At 69.1% G+C, this 17,083-nt stretch carries 13 protein-coding genes; 7 read left to right on the top strand and 6 right to left on the bottom strand.

All coding sequences use genetic code 11. From position 1 onward, the window contains the following. Positions 1 to 35: 35 nt before the first annotated feature. Positions 36 to 407, bottom strand: a complete 372-nt coding sequence (queF, locus tag O7621_RS04450) for a preQ(1) synthase (RefSeq protein WP_282232853.1) — start codon at positions 405 to 407, stop codon at positions 36 to 38. A 481-nt stretch (positions 408 to 888) separates the two neighbouring features. Between queF and O7621_RS04445 the strand changes: the two genes are divergently transcribed. Further along, the gene (locus tag O7621_RS04445; protein ID WP_282232852.1) at positions 889 to 1,713 is read left to right on the top strand and encodes an Rmt family 16S rRNA (guanine(1405)-N(7))-methyltransferase; all 825 of its coding nucleotides are present in this window, start codon (positions 889 to 891) and stop codon (positions 1,711 to 1,713) included. Between the two features lie 71 nt (positions 1,714 to 1,784). Here the strand turns inward: O7621_RS04445 and O7621_RS04440 are convergent, their stop codons facing one another. The 3 genes from O7621_RS04440 to O7621_RS04430 all read right to left on the bottom strand — a co-directional run bounded on the left by O7621_RS04440 (position 1,785) and on the right by O7621_RS04430 (position 5,513). Beyond that, the gene (locus O7621_RS04440) at positions 1,785 to 2,696 is read right to left on the bottom strand and encodes a hypothetical protein (RefSeq protein WP_282232851.1); all 912 of its coding nucleotides are present in this window, start codon (positions 2,694 to 2,696) and stop codon (positions 1,785 to 1,787) included. Between the two features lie 7 nt (positions 2,697 to 2,703). Beyond that, entirely contained in the window at positions 2,704 to 3,879 is a 1,176-nt protein-coding gene (locus O7621_RS04435; RefSeq protein ID WP_282232850.1) for a tRNA guanosine(34) transglycosylase Tgt, read from the bottom strand. Positions 3,880 to 4,238: 359 nt separating this feature from the next. Beyond that, positions 4,239 to 5,513 carry an IPT/TIG domain-containing protein gene (locus tag O7621_RS04430; RefSeq protein ID WP_282232849.1) on the bottom strand — a complete coding sequence of 425 codons (1,275 nt, stop codon included), beginning with the start codon at positions 5,511 to 5,513 and terminating at the stop codon, positions 4,239 to 4,241. A gap of 295 nt (positions 5,514 to 5,808) precedes the next feature. Here O7621_RS04430 and purB point away from each other — a divergent pair, with 295 nt between their 5' ends. After that, positions 5,809 to 7,242: an adenylosuccinate lyase gene (purB, locus tag O7621_RS04425; protein ID WP_282232848.1), complete on the top strand. Its 1,434-nt coding sequence runs from the start codon at positions 5,809 to 5,811 to the stop codon at positions 7,240 to 7,242. A gap of 32 nt (positions 7,243 to 7,274) precedes the next feature. On the opposite strand, the gene O7621_RS04420 is transcribed toward purB, so the two are convergent. Further along, positions 7,275 to 7,694 (bottom strand): heavy metal-binding domain-containing protein, encoded by a 420-nt coding sequence (locus O7621_RS04420; RefSeq protein ID WP_282232847.1) that lies wholly within the window; start codon positions 7,692 to 7,694, stop codon positions 7,275 to 7,277. Positions 7,695 to 7,976: 282 nt separating this feature from the next. Here O7621_RS04420 and O7621_RS04415 point away from each other — a divergent pair, with 282 nt between their 5' ends. Both O7621_RS04415 and O7621_RS04410 read left to right on the top strand, forming a co-directional pair. Continuing rightward, positions 7,977 to 9,326: an SWIM zinc finger family protein gene (locus O7621_RS04415; RefSeq protein ID WP_281552546.1), complete on the top strand. Its 1,350-nt coding sequence runs from the start codon at positions 7,977 to 7,979 to the stop codon at positions 9,324 to 9,326. Positions 9,327 to 9,342: 16 nt separating this feature from the next. Beyond that, positions 9,343 to 12,066: a hypothetical protein gene (locus tag O7621_RS04410; protein ID WP_282232846.1), complete on the top strand. Its 2,724-nt coding sequence runs from the start codon at positions 9,343 to 9,345 to the stop codon at positions 12,064 to 12,066. A gap of 116 nt (positions 12,067 to 12,182) precedes the next feature. Here O7621_RS04410 and O7621_RS04405 read toward each other — a convergent pair whose 3' ends face one another. Next, positions 12,183 to 12,857, bottom strand: coding sequence for a DUF1986 domain-containing protein (locus O7621_RS04405; protein WP_282232845.1), 675 nt, complete (start codon positions 12,855 to 12,857; stop codon positions 12,183 to 12,185). Between the two features lie 468 nt (positions 12,858 to 13,325). Here O7621_RS04405 and purS point away from each other — a divergent pair, with 468 nt between their 5' ends. From purS to purL, 3 genes are read left to right on the top strand one after another with little or no spacing between them, the layout of a single operon-like run. Further along, entirely contained in the window at positions 13,326 to 13,589 is a 264-nt protein-coding gene (gene purS, locus O7621_RS04400; protein ID WP_278172523.1) for a phosphoribosylformylglycinamidine synthase subunit PurS, read from the top strand. Continuing rightward, the gene (purQ, locus tag O7621_RS04395) at positions 13,586 to 14,269 is read left to right on the top strand and encodes a phosphoribosylformylglycinamidine synthase subunit PurQ (RefSeq protein ID WP_282232844.1); all 684 of its coding nucleotides are present in this window, start codon (positions 13,586 to 13,588) and stop codon (positions 14,267 to 14,269) included. The genes purS and purQ overlap by 4 nt, the downstream gene beginning before the upstream one ends. Beyond that, a complete protein-coding gene (gene purL, locus O7621_RS04390; RefSeq protein ID WP_282232843.1) occupies positions 14,266 to 17,031 on the top strand; it encodes a phosphoribosylformylglycinamidine synthase subunit PurL in 2,766 nt (921 codons plus the stop codon). Before purQ ends, purL begins: the two co-directional genes overlap by 4 nt. Positions 17,032 to 17,083 lie beyond the last annotated feature (52 nt).

Here is a 17,083-nt window from a genome sequence, read left to right as displayed (position 1 = left end):
GCGTTCAGACAGGCCCTTCATCAGGCGGCCGTGGCTCAGCGCCGGTAGGTGCTCGACGCTGCCAGCGCGATGCCGCCCCGGACGTTGAAGTCAACCGTGACCTTGAGAAAGACGGGGTCGAGTGCGGCTACCAGATCATCCCGCATCCTCGTGGCCAGGTGCTCGTGGAAGATGCCTTCATCCCGGAAGGTCTCCAGGTAGAGCTTGAGGCTTTTGGTTTCCACACCCCGGTCACCCGGACGGTAGTCGATCCGGATGGTCGCCCAGTCCGGCTGCCCCGTGATGGGGCAGCGGCAGGTGAACTCCCGGCAGTCGATCGTGATTTCCTGCGAGCTGTCCGTGATCGGAAAGGTGTCGAGTGTCCCGTCAGGCTTGGCCTGCGCCTGCCCGAGCTTAGTCAGCGCCATGGACCGATCATAGGCTCTGCCGTAATGTGTCCATCTTGTCCCTGGTCCCGGCCGCTGCGTGCGGCATGCCCGGTACGTCCACTCGCTGCTGGTGACCCGGGAAGCCGCCCGCACCCGAGGTCATGATCTTGCTAGTTTCGAAGCCGGGTGGCAGCGTCACGTACCGTGGTGCTGCATGGAGATGGAGGCTGCTTGACCCTTCGGTGCCGGTTGCGGAAACAAGCCTCACACCACCACGAGAGGCGTTGGCTGAAGACCGTCGTCCTGAGCGTGGTTGGAAAGCGCACGGCCGGGATCGCGTCAGGTACGGACGGGGAAGGTCGGAGGTGATTCTCGGGATGAACCTGGGGGAAATTTGCCCACTTCCCCGGTCCGCTCTGGGCGGTGGAGATCCTGAGGAGGGGTGGTGCCAGGATTCCGGGCATTCCCAACGCGGTCGGCCGGGTGGCGCAGACCGCCTTCGTGCACTATGGATCAAGCAATGACGCAATCTGCGGGCGACAGCCGAGTCGACGAGATCGAGCAGGCCATCGTGAAGAGTCGGCGCTACCAGACGGTGGCTTCAGCCACCGTGCGACGTCTGGCCGGAGCAGCTCTCGTCGCGGCTCGCGGCGATGTTCCCGATGCGGTGAAACGCACCAAGCGCGGGCTACATGAGATTTACGGTGCGTTTCTACCGCCCAAGCCGCCCAACTATGCAGCGTTACTCAGGCAGATCGAATCTGCCGTTGACACCGGAGACGACGAAGCGGTACAGGCGGCCCTCCGACGTGCGATGACGGTGCATCTATCCACCCGGGAGCGGCTGCCACACCTGACGGGGTTCTACCAAGAAGTCTTCCGTGAACTGCCCGAGCCGAGTACGGTGCGTGATTTAGCCTGCGGCCTCAGCCCGCTGGCTGTGCCGTGGATGGGCCTACCCGAGCAGGCCGTGTACGTCGCGTCCGACATCGACGCCCGCCTGATCGACTTCGTGGGTTCCGTGCTGACGAGATTGGGTGTAAAACACCGGGTGGGGGTGGCTGACATCCTTGAGGATCGCGCTCGCGAGCCGATCGATGTCACACTGCTGCTGAAGACGTTGCCCTGCCTGGAAACTCAGCGCAGGGGATCCGGTTGGGAAGCGATCGACCTCGTCAACTCGCCGATCATCGTGGCTACCTTTCCGACCAGATCTCTCGGTCAGCGGTCGAAAGGGATGTTCCAGACCTATTCGCGGAACTTTGAGTCGCAGGTCCGGGAGCGGTCATACAGCTTTCGGCAACTGGAAATTGGCAACGAGCTGGTCTACATCATTCAGAAGTAGCTTTCGCTGAGCCTTCAGAAGAACTGGAACGAGCGGAGTCGCGGCTCAGGGAGGACTGAGACCACCTGGTCTCACCCCTTGTGGATCGCTATCAGCTCCTCCGACGCCAGGCTGGCCCGTGAAATGCGCCAACCCCGATCGCGGGCCAGCTCGGCGAGCTCCTCGACATGTCGAGACACGAAGACCGCAGCTCGACCGTTCATGGCCCGGGTGGGGAACGAAACCACCACGTCGCGGCAGTCCAGTCGGTCGATGAGCGCCTGCCCGGCACCAGTACGGCGTCCCTCCATGCAGTGGTACGTCTTGAGCAGTAGCGCCAGGTCGGCGCTCACCTGCCGGCCGTCGGCGAGCACATCCTCGTGCTGCACCTCGCAGTCCGGGTAGGCTCGCGCCAGAAATGCGTTACCCAACCCTACGAACGACGCGTTGAAGTCGTAGCCGACGTACCGGGCCTCGCTGAGCTGCCTCAACCAGGGCAGGGTGAACGGGTTCAGCGCGCACGCGAGGTCCGCCACCGTCCGTGGCGGCGGTACCAGTCCGAACAGGACGGGGTAGAAGTCGTCGAGGTCGGGCAGACGCTCGGCGGTGGAGAAGTGGCCGCCCAGTATCTGCCGGCACCAGTCCCGCCGGCCTTGGGGATCGTCGAGATCGGCTCGGTCGACCGCCCGTCGTAGCGCCGGTGGCCGGGCGGTGAGCAGATGCAACGCAGCCACTTTGTGCAACCGGGCCCGGACCCGCCGTTCCAGCTCGGCCGGGTCGCCGGTGCCCCGCCCTTCCCGCCGTACCAGGTCGACAATGGTCTCCGGGTGGATGTCGCGGTATTTGGCGGCCGAGGTGATCCGGGCGATCACCTTGTGGACGGCGGGAGGTTCGGCGGTTCGTGCTGGGGACGCGGTGATGCCCGGCGGGTGGGCACCTGCTGGTCGCAGCCTGGCCAGTGGTTGGTCGTGGTCCGGCGCCTGGTCCGGTGGAGGTGCGGTCACCGGCCGGTCATCCCTGCCCGCCCGGCTCGGGTGCGGCGGATCCGGCAAGCTGGCCGGACCGGATCATCTCCAGCAGGCGGGTGTAGAAGCGAAGATTGTGCAGGGTGGCGAGCCGGTCCGCCAGTCCGTCCTTCACCCGGAACAGGTGGTGCAGATAGCTGCGGCTGTACCGCTGGCAGGTCGGACAGTCGCAGGTCGGGCAGATCGGCTGGTCCTTGCGGGAATTCTCCTCGTCGAGGATGTAGATGTTCTGGTAGAAGCTCCGATCCGGAGTGAGCTGCCGGCTGGCGATATCAGGTTTGAACGCGTAAAGGCGGCCATGCCGGGCATCCCGGGTCGGGATCGTGCAGTCGAAGATCCATCGAGTGTCGAGTTCGCAGAGGGAGACCAGATGCTCGGGCCGGCCGACTCCGAGGGCGAACAGCGGCGCGTCGGGTGGAGTGATCCGGGCGAGCAGGGCGAACATGTCGCGCTCCAACTCGCCAGCGGAGTTCAGCGGCCAGCCGCCGAATCCGAACCCCTGCGCCCCCGACTCGACGAGGGCGTCGACGCAGCGTTGGCGCAGCGTCGGATCGGTACCGCCCTGGACCACCCCGACCAACAGGGGCGGCTCCGATGTCCGGCGCTGCCGACACTGGAGGTCGTACGCCTGTCGGGCCTGCCGGAACCAGCGGATCGTGCGCTCGGTGGAAGCGAGCTGCTGAGCCGGGGAGTCCTCCGGGCCGGTACAGTCATCGAGGGCGATCACCACGTCGGATCGGAGGCCGAACTGCCATTCGATGACCTTCTCGGGGGTGAGCACGATCTTCTTCGTGTCCGGCGACTCTTGGAAAGTCACCCCGTTCGATCGAATTGACCCGACTTGTCCCCGTTTGCGGATCAGGGAGAGGATCTGAAACCCGCCGGAATCTGAGACGATCACACCGTCCCAGGCCATGAAGTGGTGTAGCCCGCCGGCCCGTCGGACGGCCTGGAGCCCGGGGCGCTGCGCCAGGTGCATGGCGTTCACCATCACCGCCTGGATTCCCACTGTTGCCAGATCACGGCTGTCGACCGCGCGGACCGAGGCCCGTGTGCCGTCGGGCAGGAAGGTCGGCAGAACGATCGAACCGTGCCCGGTTTCCAGCTGGTGCCCGGCCTGCAATCGGTGCCCAGCGGGAGCGGCAGGGTCTGCGGAGATCATCAGGTCGCAGCTCCTCGACGGCGGCAGACGGCTTCCCCACGATACGCGACCCGCCGGACGCCATCTCGGCCGCCACCTGGACGGGCGGCGGACTGGTAGGTCTTGACCGGGCTGTCCTTGCCGGACCGGCATATGTCCTTCTCGGACATGAACGTGCAGGGGCTCGAACGCTACCACTGTCCGGCGGCATTTTCCTGGCCGGCCCTACGGTGAATCCTGCTGGACAGCATTTCCTTATGGTCCGATCATAAACTGGCGTCCCGGTCGTCGGATGGCAGCCGGGCTCAACCGACTCCATCACCCTGATGCGCATTTACTCTGGTCGGCCAACACAAGGGTGACCATTGGCCGTGGAGCATCTACTCGGTCGGCGGCTGATACGAAAGTGCCTGCGGCGGGCGGACGTCGCCGATCCGTCGCGTCCCGGGGCCGAGTAGTCCGCCGGCGGCGAACCGCAGGGCGGCGCCAACCAGGATCGCCAGAAGGCCGCTGACAACGAGCGGACCCAGCGTGCGCCCAGTGACCGGAAGGCCGTCATCCGAGGTGCCGTCGCCCGGTTCGTCGCTCACCGGCGGTCCTTCCCCGACGTACCGGAATGCGATCTCGTTGGAGGTGCCGACCGGGGTGCGGACGGAGATCGTCGTCTCGCCGGCCTCGCAGGCTGGGGTCGGGAAGGTCAACACGTTGAACGCGCCACTGACCATGACGACCTCCGGCCCGAGCGTCTGGCCGCAGATTGTCACCCGGGTCTGCCCGGGAACGAAGCCAGTACCGCTTACCGTCGCCGTGGTGCCGCCGGCGGCGGTTCCTTCACCGGGGTTCACCGAGTCGATCCAGGGCGTGGCAGCGCTGCGATACGTGGAGTCGGTGAGCGTGTCGACGCCCGTAGGTCCTGCTGCTTCCGGGTCGGCCGGCTGTGCTGGCCGCGCGCACGCCACCTCGGCGACGGTCACCGTGCCGGCCGAAACCGTGACCGAGCCATCGGCCGTGTCGCCGGTGATCTCGAAGGTCGCCGTGGCGGCGGTGACGGCGGTGACGCGGGTGCCGAGCTCGCGGATCTCGGTTCCGGTGACGCTCGCGGTCAGCCGTGCGCCGGTCAGCCCGGTAACCGGCAGCGGCCGGCTCGACGTGATCGGTGACCCTTCGACAGGCAGGCTGACGGCTGCACCGAACACGGTCAGCCCGTCGAGCGCCGTCTCCACCGCCGCCCGCCGGTCCGCTCCACAGCTCACCGAGGCGGAAGCTTCGGTCACCGTCAGCGCGGGTACGCCGAGAACACTGACGGCCAGGTCGCTGACCGTGCCGGACCCGGTGCTGTGGTACGGCCATCTGGTGACGGACACCTCCTCGACCGTCCCGCTGGCTGATACACCGACGGCCGTCGGCAGGACGACCTCGATCGCGGGTCCGCTGTCGGTGCCGGGCTTCGGCGGGGCGGTGGCGCTGCCGACGACGGCGTCCGCGTCGATCACGGTGGTGCCGAGAATGTCTGCGGCGAGGTCGAACCGGACGCCGACGGCGTGCCCGTCACCTTCCGTTGCCGTGACGGGCCCGGACACGGACAGGCTGGCGAGCGCTCCGGCCAGGGCTGCGACGGTGAGCATGGATGTATTGCGGCGTGTGGTGGTACGCACAGTTCCTCGTCTCGGACTTCGGCATCACACCGCGCCAGGTGGGGATACGACTCGCACTGGCGGGCAGGAGCAGGAGTGGTGTGGCCGGAAGAATTCGGCAACGACAGGCTGAACGAGAGAAAATGCGACCAGTTACGCAATTATCGCTAGATTGGCCAGATCGGTCAGATCGCGACCGACTGCCAGGGTGCTGGTGCAGCTACGGAGCACGAGGAACGCCGAGAGGGTCAGCGGTCCGCGGGTGCTCGCCGGCTGCCCGGCGGTGCCGGCAGGTCGGCATGTCAGACTGCCGTACGTGACATCGCGTCCGCAGATTCCCAACGTGCTCGCCGCCCGGTACGCCTCCGTCGAGCTCGCCGATCTCTGGTCCCCGCAGGAGAAGATCCGGCTGGAGCGCAGGCTCTGGCTCGCCGTCCTGCGCGCCCAGCGCGACCTCGGCATCGCGGTGCCGGACGGGGTGATCGACGCGTACGAGCGGGTCGTCGACCAGGTCGACCTGGTCGCCATCGCCGAGCGCGAGCGGGTCACCCGGCACGACGTCAAGGCCCGGATCGAGGAGTTCAGCGCGCTCGCCGGTTACGAGCACATCCACAAGGGGATGACTTCCCGGGACCTGACTGAGAACGTCGAACAGCTGCAGATCCGGGCATCGCTGGAACTGATCCGCGACCGGGTCGTCAGCACGCTGGCCCGGCTGGCCCGGCTCGCCGTCGAGCACACCGATCTGGTCCTCGTCGGCCGCTCACACAACGTCGCCGCCCAGGCCACCACGCTGGGCAAGCGGTTCGCGTCGGCGGCCGAGGAACTGCTCATCGCGTACGAACGGTTGACCGACCTGATCGACCGCTACCCGCTGCGCGGCGTCAAGGGGCCGGTCGGCACCGCCGCCGACCAGCTGGACCTCTTCGACGGTGACGCCGCCAAGGTCGCCGAGCTGGAGCGCCGGGTCGCCGGTCACCTCGGCTTCCGGCGGGTGCTGGACAGCGTCGGCCAGGTCTACCCCCGATCCCTCGACCTGGACGTGCTCTCCGCCCTGGCCCAGGTCGCCGCCGCCCCGTCCTCGCTGGCCACCACCATCCGGCTGATGGTCGGCCACGAGCTGGTCACCGAGGGCTTTCGGCCCGGGCAGGTCGGCTCCAGCGCCATGCCGCACAAGATGAACACCCGCTCCAGCGAGCGGGTGAACGGGCTGGCCGTGGTGATCCGGGGCTACCTGTCGATGGTGGGCGAGCTCGCTGGCGACCAGTGGAACGAGGGCGACGTCTCGTGCTCGGTGGTACGTCGGGTGGCGCTGCCGGACGCGTTCTTCGCCGCCGACGGGCTGTTCCAGACCTTCCTCACCGTGCTTGACGAGTTCGGCGCGTACCCGGCGGTGGTCGCCCGGGAACTCGACCGCTATCTGCCCTTCCTGGCCACCACCCGGATTCTCGTCGCGGCGGTGCGTGGCGGCGTCGGCCGGGAGACAGCGCACGAGGTGATCAAGGAGCACGCGGTCGCGGTGGCGCTGGCCATGCGGGAGCAGGGTGCCGCCGACAACGACCTGTTCGACCGGCTCGCCGCCGACGGGCGGCTCGGGTTGAGCCGGGACGAGATCGCCCTGGTGGTCGCCGACCGGGCTGGCTTCGTCGGCGCCGCGCCGTCGCAGGTGCGGGCGGTGGCGGACCGGGTGGCCGCGGTGGTCGCCGACCACCCGGTGGCCGCCGCCTACCAACCGGCCCCGATCCTGTAGAGCTAGCTGCTGCCGGCCCCGATTCGGTGGACCTATCTGCCGCCGGAGCCGGCCGAGCCGCTGGTGTCGTTGCCGGCGCTGGCGTCGGAGTGACTCGCGTCGACCTTGGACTGCTTCGAGTCGTCGCCGGCGTCGGGCCGGAGCTGCAGCACCACGGCGGCCGTCCCGTACGCGCAGAGCTCCATGTGGGTGCTGCCCACCTGCCGGGTGTCGAACCGCATTCCGATGACGGCGTTCGCGCCCTTCTTCTTGGCGGCATCGCCCAGCTTGCCGATGATCTCGGTCCGGTACTTGGTGAGGCTGGCCGGTCCGCCCGGGTCGGACTTGCCGCCCCGCAGCGCCTTGACGCCTTCCTTGAAGGGGTTGATCGAGCGGACCACCGAGGTGACCACCTCACCCAGCACGATCCGGATCTCGTATCCCGGTAGATCGTTCGTCGTCACGATCAGCACGGAACCGATGCTATGAGTGATGGTGTGCCCTGCTCGCGGGCATTGGTGGGGCCTGCGCCATCCGTCAAACGGCACAGCGCGGCCACTTGGTACCTCAGCGGAGCCCGCGCCAGCTAACGGTCAGCGGACACCCGCTGGGCAGGCACTAGTCAACTGCCGGGAATAGAGGATCCACGGCCGCGGAGCGACGGCCCTCCTCGCCAACGAAACGGCAGTTCATCCGTTTCTTGGCTGGTTGGGGCTACTGGGCGGTTCTTGGGCACTCCTGCCAGGATTGCCGCCGTGTCCGACTACGACTACGCGTACCGCGGGCTCTCCCGCCTCCAGGGAGATGCAGGCCGGCTGACCATGCTGCTGGAGACATCCGGCGGGGTGACCCCCGAGGGCCCGGTGACGCATCCGCAGCTGTTCACAGGTTTCCTTACCGCCCCCGTCGCTGCCGCGACCGCGTTCCTCGTCGTCGCCGACGTGGCGGCGACGCGTTACTACCGGCCACAGCTCGCCGCCTCGCTGGACCCGGTGGTCACGGCCAACGGCGACCGGCTGCGGATCGAGTCCTTCTCCGGATGCTGCGGGGTCTACGCCCGCCTCGACATCCTCGACGACGGCCTGGACGGCGAGGTGATCCGGCACGGCACCACCAACGTCGACGTCAACTCGGATTTCCGCCGAGCGCTCAACCGGGTCGGTGCTGCCACGCCGCTGCACCTGCTCGTCGGGGCGGACGAGGTTGCCGTCACGACGCTCGACGGGCGGTACGTGGAAAAGCAGGTACCCCTGCCGTCGCGGTGGGTGCGCGGCTTCGCCGAGGCGCAGGTGCTGGCCACCGGGCTGAGCCTGCGGGCGGAGGTGTCGCCGGCGGACGCGGAGGCGGTCCTGCGGGCAGCGCCACGCCCTACCACCCGGTCAGTCATCGGCACCACGCACTGGGTGAGCGTGACCGGCCGCGGCCTGCGCCCGGCCACCCGCCCCGGACCGGGCACGATCGGCCTGCCCGGCGTCGAGCGGCTGACCACGCTGTGGCCGGTCCTACCGTACGCGGACGCCGTCCGGATCTACGCCCCAGCCGACGGGACCCTCGGGCCCGTCGCGTGGGAGGCACGGCTGCCGGGGATGCGGCTGACCTTGATGCTCTCGCCGGCGGCGGCACGGGGCTTCTCCGGCGAGGGCGGGGTGCTCGACGATCTGGCCACTTCGACGGCGACCGAGGACGCCGCCCTGGTGTCCGCGCTGCTGGCCTGGGACCCGACGATCGATGTCGACCAGCTGGCCCGGATGGCGGACCTGCCGTCACACCGGGTCCGGGCAGCCCTGACCACCCTGGGCACGGCAGGTCAGGTCGGCTATGACCTCGCCGAGCAGTCGCACTTCCACCGCGACCTGCCGTACCGGCCGCAGCAGGTCGAAAGGTTCAATCCGCGGCTGCGGGCAGCGCGCAAGCTGGTCGCAGCCGGTGCCGTCACGATCGCCGACGGGTTGGCGACCGTCGGTACGGGCAAGGAGATCCACACCGTACGGTTCGGTGCCGCCGGCTGGGTGAGCTGCACCTGCCTCTGGTGGGCGAAGTACCAGGGCGGACGGGGGCCGTGCAAGCACGTGCTCGCCGCCCGTATCACCACGAACTCGATGTGAGGCTACAGTGGACATGATGGACCGGATCGTCGCTGGTGACGTGGCCGGGGTGGGCCGGGCGATGAGAAAGCTCACCTCGGCGCAGCGCGCCGGACATGCCGAGACGCTTGCCGAGTTCCGGACGGCACTGCTGTGTCACAAGTGGGAGGAACTGCCTCAGCCGGAGCGGTTCGCGCGCCTCGCCGCCGAATTCGCCGCGCAACCCGACCCCAGCACAGCCGGAAAATGGCTCACCCGGATGGAGAACCACTACTGCCAGAAGGCTGACATCAGTTGGGAGGACGACAAGAACAAGACCGCTGGGCCGCACCGGTGGGTGGTCGAGGTGGTCGACCACTGGACGGCCGAGCAGCAGACCGAGCTGGTCGCCGCGATCGACAGTGCAAGGAAACTCTTCCCGCTTGCCGACTACCTGATCCGGCGCACCGGCTGCCCCCCGCCGACCTCCCGCTCGTTCCTGCTCAACTGGCTCTCAGCCCGATGGTACGGCGGGGACCCGGATCTGGTCCCCAACCCGCCCGGCATGACATTCGGAGAACGGGTGCGAAACGATCCGCTCGCCCCGATCCTGTTGCCTATCGCCCGAACGAACCCAGACAGATATATGTCGGACTCTGCACAGGCCGAACTCATCGAGGCTGGCCTGATCAGCGGCGACTACGTCGTCGACCTCGTCTTCCGCCGAGTGGACTGGGGCCATCTCTGCTCGCCGCGAGGGGACAAGGCGCTGGTGCGGTTGATCGCTGATGATCCGCGGTGGCGTGCCCTGGCGGCGGAGTACTGGTCGACGAGGCTGCAGGGGTGGTTGGAGCGGGTCCGGCAGACGAGCGAACGCAGGGAGCTGCGGAGCTGCCTCGAGATGATCAACGACCTACCCCCCGCCTTGGCGCAACATGCCGCAGTGGGCCGCGACTATCTCACCTTTCTGGACCTGTGGGTTCCGGTGGCCGAGTACGCCCGGGTCCGCCTCGCCGAGCTTGACGAGGCCGGCCTGATCGAGCCGGAGCTGGTCACCGAAACGACCCGACGACTCCTTCGCCGAGCGGACAAGAAGCTCATCCGGGCGCACCTGACGTGGCTCGACCGGACAGCGCGACGAGACCCGGCACGAGCCGGCCAGCTGGTGCGATCGGCAGCTCTGGCGTTCGGACATCCGGACATCGCTGTGCAGGAGCAGGCGCTCAAGGTGGTCGCCCGGCATCTGGATACCGCGTCGGCGGCGGAGCACGCCGGTGCCGACGAGCCGATCCGGACTGCCCTTGCGGCAGCGGCGGCCCGGCTGACGCCCGCACTGTTGGCGCAGGCCGCTGACCTGTTCGGACCGGTGGCGCGGTGCGACGAGCCGTACGTCGAGACGCTGCCGCTGGTCGAGGCACCCGCCGCAGTGCCCGAACCGCTCGGCACGCCCGCCGAGGTCGCCGAACAGGTGGCGGCCGTGCTGGCCGGCAGTCAGGACATCGTGGTGTTCGAGCAGGCGCTCGACGGACTCGTCCGCCACTCGGCCCGCAACCGGGCCGGGCTCGCCGCGGCGCTGGTCCCCGTCGTACGGCGGGTACCGGGACGGCCGAGTGACTGCACACCCGAACACCTGTGGGTCGTCGTCCAGGCGGTGACCGGAGCGGTGCCGGACGACGACTGGCTCGTTGCGCGCTGCTGCTGTTGCCGCGGCGAGCTCTCGCCCCCAGGTCAGCTGCTCGCCGCACGTATTCGGGAGGTCGCCGGGGCGGTACGCGCCGGTGACCTTCCGTACCTGCTGGCGGTCCCGACCGACGCCACCGGAGCCCTCGACGCGGCGGTACTCGTGGAGCGCCTGACGGGGTATGCCGAGCGTGGCATCGCCGCGCGATCGGCCGATCTGGGTCAGGCCCTGCTGCGGGTCATTCCCACCACCGACGAGCGGATCATCGATGCGGCCGACAGGCTGCCGGGCGACGCCGGTCGCCGCCTGTCCAGCTGGCTACGGGCCGGCGGCTACCCGCATCAGCCGTCGACACCGGACGACTGGGAAAAAATCAGTGCCTACAACATCGTGCACAACTTGATCGACCTGCCCGCGGCCGTGACCGATCTACAGCTACCGGCCGACGCCGAGCGGCTCTTCCGCACCGGCACGAGGTGGGACCGGCAGTGCCGCAACCAGTTGGCGGCCTGGGTGGCCACGTTGCCGCACCACCGGGACAGGGTGGCGAACTGCTACTACGACTACAGCGCTCGTGAGCCCTACACGGAGCGGGACAGGCGGGCCTGGATGCGTCTGCTTCCGCAACTGGCCGAGTCGGGCGGCCCGGCCGATTTCGCCCTGCATCTCAGACTCGCGCTGGCCATGGACGCCGACCGTCCTCGGGAACGCGCGGCGGCGATTGACGCGATCCTGGTCCTGGCTGCCCGCGGTGACCTCAACGGCGAACTGCTCGGCCGGCAGATCGTGAAGCTTGGTCCCGAGGGGTATTCGTTTGTGACTCTCAGCCGGGCAGTCGAGACTCTGAGGGAGATGGCCGCTACCGGTGCGTACGCCACGGTGTGGTCGGTGTGTCGAGGCGCGCTCCCCAACCTGCTCGAAGGCGAACCGGTGGCGCGGGGGGTAGGGAAGTTGCTGACCCTTGCGGTGGAGTGCGTGCTGCGGTGCGGGGCGAGCGGCGAGATTCCGCAGGTGACCACCGTGGCGGCGCGTCGTGGGTCGAGCGAGCTGGTCAAGAGCGCCCGAGCGCTGGTGGCGGCGCTCGCCGGCACCAGCCGGTAGCGACCGGATGCCGCACAGCCGGTTGGAGCAGGGCGGCGCGGACTCCGTGGTCAGTCCACGGGGTCCGCGCCGTCGCGCGCCAGAACCAGTCGGTCCCAGACCAGGTTCAGCTCGGATCAGACGCCGGTCACCGACCGGATCCAGGACCGGTTGTACGCGACACTGCCGTAGTTCTGGATGTTGACGCCGTTGGCGGTCGACGCCACCCCGACCTGCTGGCCGTTGTAGAACTGCGGGCCGCCGGAGTCGCCCCGCCAGGCGTTGCCGTTGATCCGGGTGCTGCGGATCGCCCGGCCGCCGTACGCGTCGCTGACGCTGGTGCTGGTCACCTGGACCGAGGCGGTCTTCAGCTGGGTCGACGCGCCGCAGCCGCTGTAGCAGGTCATGCCCCAGCCGTAGATGCTGTTGGTCGAGCCGACCGGCGGGTAGCTGCTGGACAGCGTCACGTAGCTGGTGCTGACCGGGCTGGAGAAGTAGAGCAGCGCCAGGTCGTAGCGGCCGTACGCGGAGCTGATCGTACGGGTGACGCCGCCGGAGGAGCGGTAGACGCTGCCGATCCGGACCGACATCGAGCCGCCGACACAGTGCCGTGCGGTGAGTACCCAGTTGGCGGCGATGATCGTGCCGGAACAGGTGAACGAGCCGTTGCTGAAGACCGCAGCAGCCCACGGGGCGGACGACACCGTCCCGCCGCCAATGATCTCTTCCGGTGCGGCCGTCGCCGCGGTCGGCGTGGCCAGCAGGCCGATCAGGGTGGTGGCGACTGCTGCCGCAGCCAGGCGAACACGCATGGGTGGGGCTCCTTCCGAGGGGCGACCCGGGGTACGGGTGGTGAGCCACGCCGCCGGACCTGTCATCCGGCGGCAGAGTGTTGCAGCGCCCGTCCGACGGTCGTCATCGGGCGTTTGACGAATGACGTTAAGCGCTTCGACGGTCATCTACAAGAATCAAATCGAAGTCATACGATGCATTGATGTCCCGCGGTGGCGTCCCGCGCCCCTCGAGGTCCCGCGCTGCGTCCGGTGGCGGTCGCCAACGGGGTGCGGCAGGCCGTCCGTGGCTGCCCGGTCCGCCCAGTGACCCGGTCCGTCGGCGGTGGCGAATGTCGTCGTTACCGGTTCGTGGCTGATTTGTGGCCCGATCACCGATTCGGCTCTTCGACCGCCGGTGCGTCGTACCCGGTGCCACCAGGTAGGCTGAGGGGTGCGCGGCCCGTTCGAGGCCGGCACCCCCAACGCGTACACGGTCAGGAGTGCCACGTGGCTCGCGTCGTCGTCGACGTCATGCTCAAGCCGGAAATTCTCGATCCTCAGGGTCAGGCTGTCGCGAACGCGCTGCCGAGGCTCGGTGTCAGCGACGTCTCGGCGGTGCGCATCGGCCGGCGGATCGAGATCGAGTTTGCCGGCGAGCCCGACCTGGATCGGGCTCGTGAGATCGCGGACAAGCTGCTGGCCAACCCGGTCATCGAGGACTACCAGGTCCGGCTGGCTGAGCAGCCTGAGACAGCCGGTGATCCGTCATGAGCGCCCGGATCGGGGTGGTCACCTTCCCAGGCTCGCTCGACGACGGCGACGCCGCCCGCGCGGTGCGGCTCGCCGGTGGGGAGCCGGTCCGGCTGTGGCACGGCGACGCCGATCTGCGCGGCGTCGAGGCGGTGGTGCTGCCCGGTGGCTTCTCGTACGGCGACTATCTGCGCTGCGGAGCCATCGCCCGGTTCGCCCCGGTCATGCAGTCGATCGTCGCCGCCGCCGGTGACGGCCTACCGGTGCTCGGCATCTGCAACGGCTTCCAGATCCTTTGCGAGGCCCACCTGCTGCCCGGCGCGCTCACCCGCAACCAGCACCTGCACTTCCGCAACCGGGACCAGATGCTCCGCATCGAGACCGCCGGGACCGCGTTCACCAACGCGTTCTCCCCGAAACAGGAAGTCCTCGTCCCGCTCAAGAGCGGCGAAGGCTGCTACGTGGCCGACCAACAGACCCTCGACGAGTTGGAGTCGACCGGCCGGGTGGTGGCCCGCTACGTCGGCGGCAACCCCAACGGTTCGCTGCGGGACATCGCTGGCATCACCAACCCCGCCGGCAACGTCGTCGGGCTGATGCCCCACCCGGAACACGCCGTCGAGGACCTGACCGGCCCGTCCCGGGACGGACTGGGCTTTTTCACCTCCATCCTCAAGTACCTCGCGGGAGTGCCGGCATGACCACCCAGTCGGAGGCGGCGGCCGCCGTCGGCCCGGCAGCGACCGACCTCGCCGTACCGGTCGACCGGTACGCCGGTGGCCCGGACACCGTCGAACGCGCCACCGACACCCCTGGCGAGCTGCAGCCGTACACCGAGCTGGGGCTGCGCGACGACGAGTACGAGCGGATCCAGCAGATCCTCGGCCGCCGGCCGACCCAGTCCGAGCTCGCCATGTACTCGATCATGTGGAGCGAACACTGCTCCTACAAGTCGAGCAAGGTGCACCTGCGGCAGTTCAGCGAGAAGGCCCCGGCCAGTGAGCTGATGCTCGCCGGCATCGGGGAGAACGCCGGCGTCATCCGGGTCTCCGACACCCTTGCCGTCACCTTCAAGGTCGAGTCGCACAACCACCCCAGCTTCGTCGAGCCGTACCAGGGGGCGGCCACCGGCGTCGGCGGCATCGTCCGGGACATCCTCGCCATGGGCGCCCGCCCGGTCGCGGTGATGGACCCGTTGCGGTTCGGCGCCGCCGATCACCCGGACACGGCCCGGGTGCTGCCCGGCGTCGTCGCCGGGGTCGGCGGTTACGGCAACTGCCTGGGCCTGCCCAACATCGGCGGCGAGGTCGTGTTCGACCCCTGCTATCAGGGGAACCCGCTGGTCAACGCGCTCTGCCTCGGCGTACTGCCGGTGGACCGGCTGCAGAACAAGGCCGCCGCCGGCGCCGGCAACGTCGTGGTGCTGATGGGTGCCAAGACCGGTCGGGACGGCATCGGCGGGGTGTCGGTGCTGGCCAGCGCCACCTTCGACGACGCCAGCCAGCAGCGTCGCCCGTCGGTGCAGGTCGGCGATCCGTTCATGGAGAAGCTGCTGATCGAGTCGTGCCTGGAGCTGTACGACGCCGGGCTGGTCGTCGGCATCCAGGACCTCGGCGGTGCCGGCCTGACCTGCGCGCTCACCGAGACCGCCGCCGCTGCCGGCACCGGTATGCGGGTCTGGCTGGAGCGGGTCCCGCTGCGTGAGCCTTCGATGGAGCCGCACGAGATCCTGGCCAGCGAGTCACAGGAACGGATGCTGCTGATCGTCGAGCCGGCGCAGCTCGACGCGGTGCTCGCCACCGCGGAGAAGTGGGGCGTGCTGGCCACCGCGATCGGTGAGGTCACCCCGGCCGAGCCGGACGGTCGCCCCGGGCGGCTGGTGATCAGCTGGCGTGACCACGTGGTGGTCGACGTACCGCCGGGGTCGCTGGCCGACGACGGCCCGGTCTACGCCCGGCCGATGCGTGAGCCGGCTGACCTGATCCTGCTGCAGGCCGACCGGGCGGAGACGCTGCCCCGCCCCGGCACCCCGGACGAGCTGCGGGAAACCCTGCTGCGGATGATCGCCTCGCCGAACCTGTGCGACCGCAGTTGGGTGACCGAGCAGTACGACCGGTATGTGCTGGGCAACACCGTGCTGGCCCAGCCCGAGGACGCCGGGGTGATCCGGATCGACGAGCAGAGCGGCCTCGGTGTCGCCCTGTCGGTCGACGGCAACGGCCGGTACGCCCGGCTCGACCCGTACCAGGGGGCGAAGCTCGCTCTTGCCGAGTCGTACCGCAACGTGGCGGTGACCGGTGCCCGTCCGGTGGCGGTCACCAACTGCCTCAACTTCGGCTCCCCCGAGGACCCGAGCGTGATGTGGCAGTTCGCCGAGGCGGTCCGCGGCCTCGCCGACGGTTGCGCCGAGCTCGGTATCCCGGTGACCGGCGGCAACGTCAGCTTCTACAACCAGACCGGTGCCGCCGCGATCCACCCCACCCCGGTGGTCGGTGTGCTCGGGGTGCTCGACGACGTGGCGCAGCGCGTTCCGATGGGCTTCGTCCCGCCGTCACACAGCGACGGTGACCTGATCATGCTGCTCGGCGAGACCGAGCTGGAACTCTCCGGATCCGAGTGGGCCTGGGTCACCCACCGGCACCTCGGCGGTACGCCGCCCAAGGTCGACCTGGACCGGGAGCGGGTGCTGGCCACAGTGATCGGTGCGGCGGCCCGGGTGGGGCACATCACCTCGGCCCACGACCTCTCCGACGGCGGGCTCGCCCAGGCACTGGTCGAGGCGTGCCTGCGCCGGTCGATCGGGGCGCGGATCGCGTTGCCGCCGGAGTTCACCGACGGCTCGATGCCGTTCGTGTTCCTGTTCAGCGAGTCGGCGGGGCGGGCCATGGTCGCCGTGCCGCGCGGGCACGAAAAGGCGTTCACCGCGCTCTGCGTGGAGCACGGACTGCCCTGGACCATGATCGGAGTGACCGACCCGGCGGCCCGGCTGCTGGAGGTCCGCGACCAGTTCAGCGTCGGCTTGGACGAGCTGCGGGGTGCCCACACCGGTACCCTGCCGGCGCTGTTCAGCGCGGTGGGGCCGCGTAACGTGCCGGCAGACCCGCAGGATCCGGACGCCGTCGGGGTGCTGGCCAGCGACGCGGTCGCGATTGACGCCCCGGCCGGTACGCCGGAGCAGACCACGGCGACGGTGGACGTCGACCCGGACAGCGACGAAGCCGAAGCGGTGACCGAGCCTGCTGCGGTGACCGAGCGGGAAACGGAAGCAGTCACCGAGAGCGAGGCGGTAGCCGAGGACGCGGCAGACAGCGGCGGTGTAGCGGCGGCCGAGGAAACGGTGGCCGGCGACGCGACCGCCGGCGACGCGACCGCCGACGACGCGGCTCAGCCGGTGGACCGCCCCGACCCGTCCCCCGGTAAGCCGAAGAACCAGAGCCGACCGGGCGGTCGGCAGGCTGACTGACCGACGAGATGGGTCGGACCCGTTCGGGTCCGACCCATCTCGTCGATGTGGC

The organism is Solwaraspora sp. WMMD937, assembly GCF_029581175.1.
Taxonomy (GTDB): Bacteria; Actinomycetota; Actinomycetes; order Mycobacteriales; family Micromonosporaceae; genus Micromonospora_E.
This window is presented reverse-complemented; position numbering and strand designations above follow the sequence as displayed.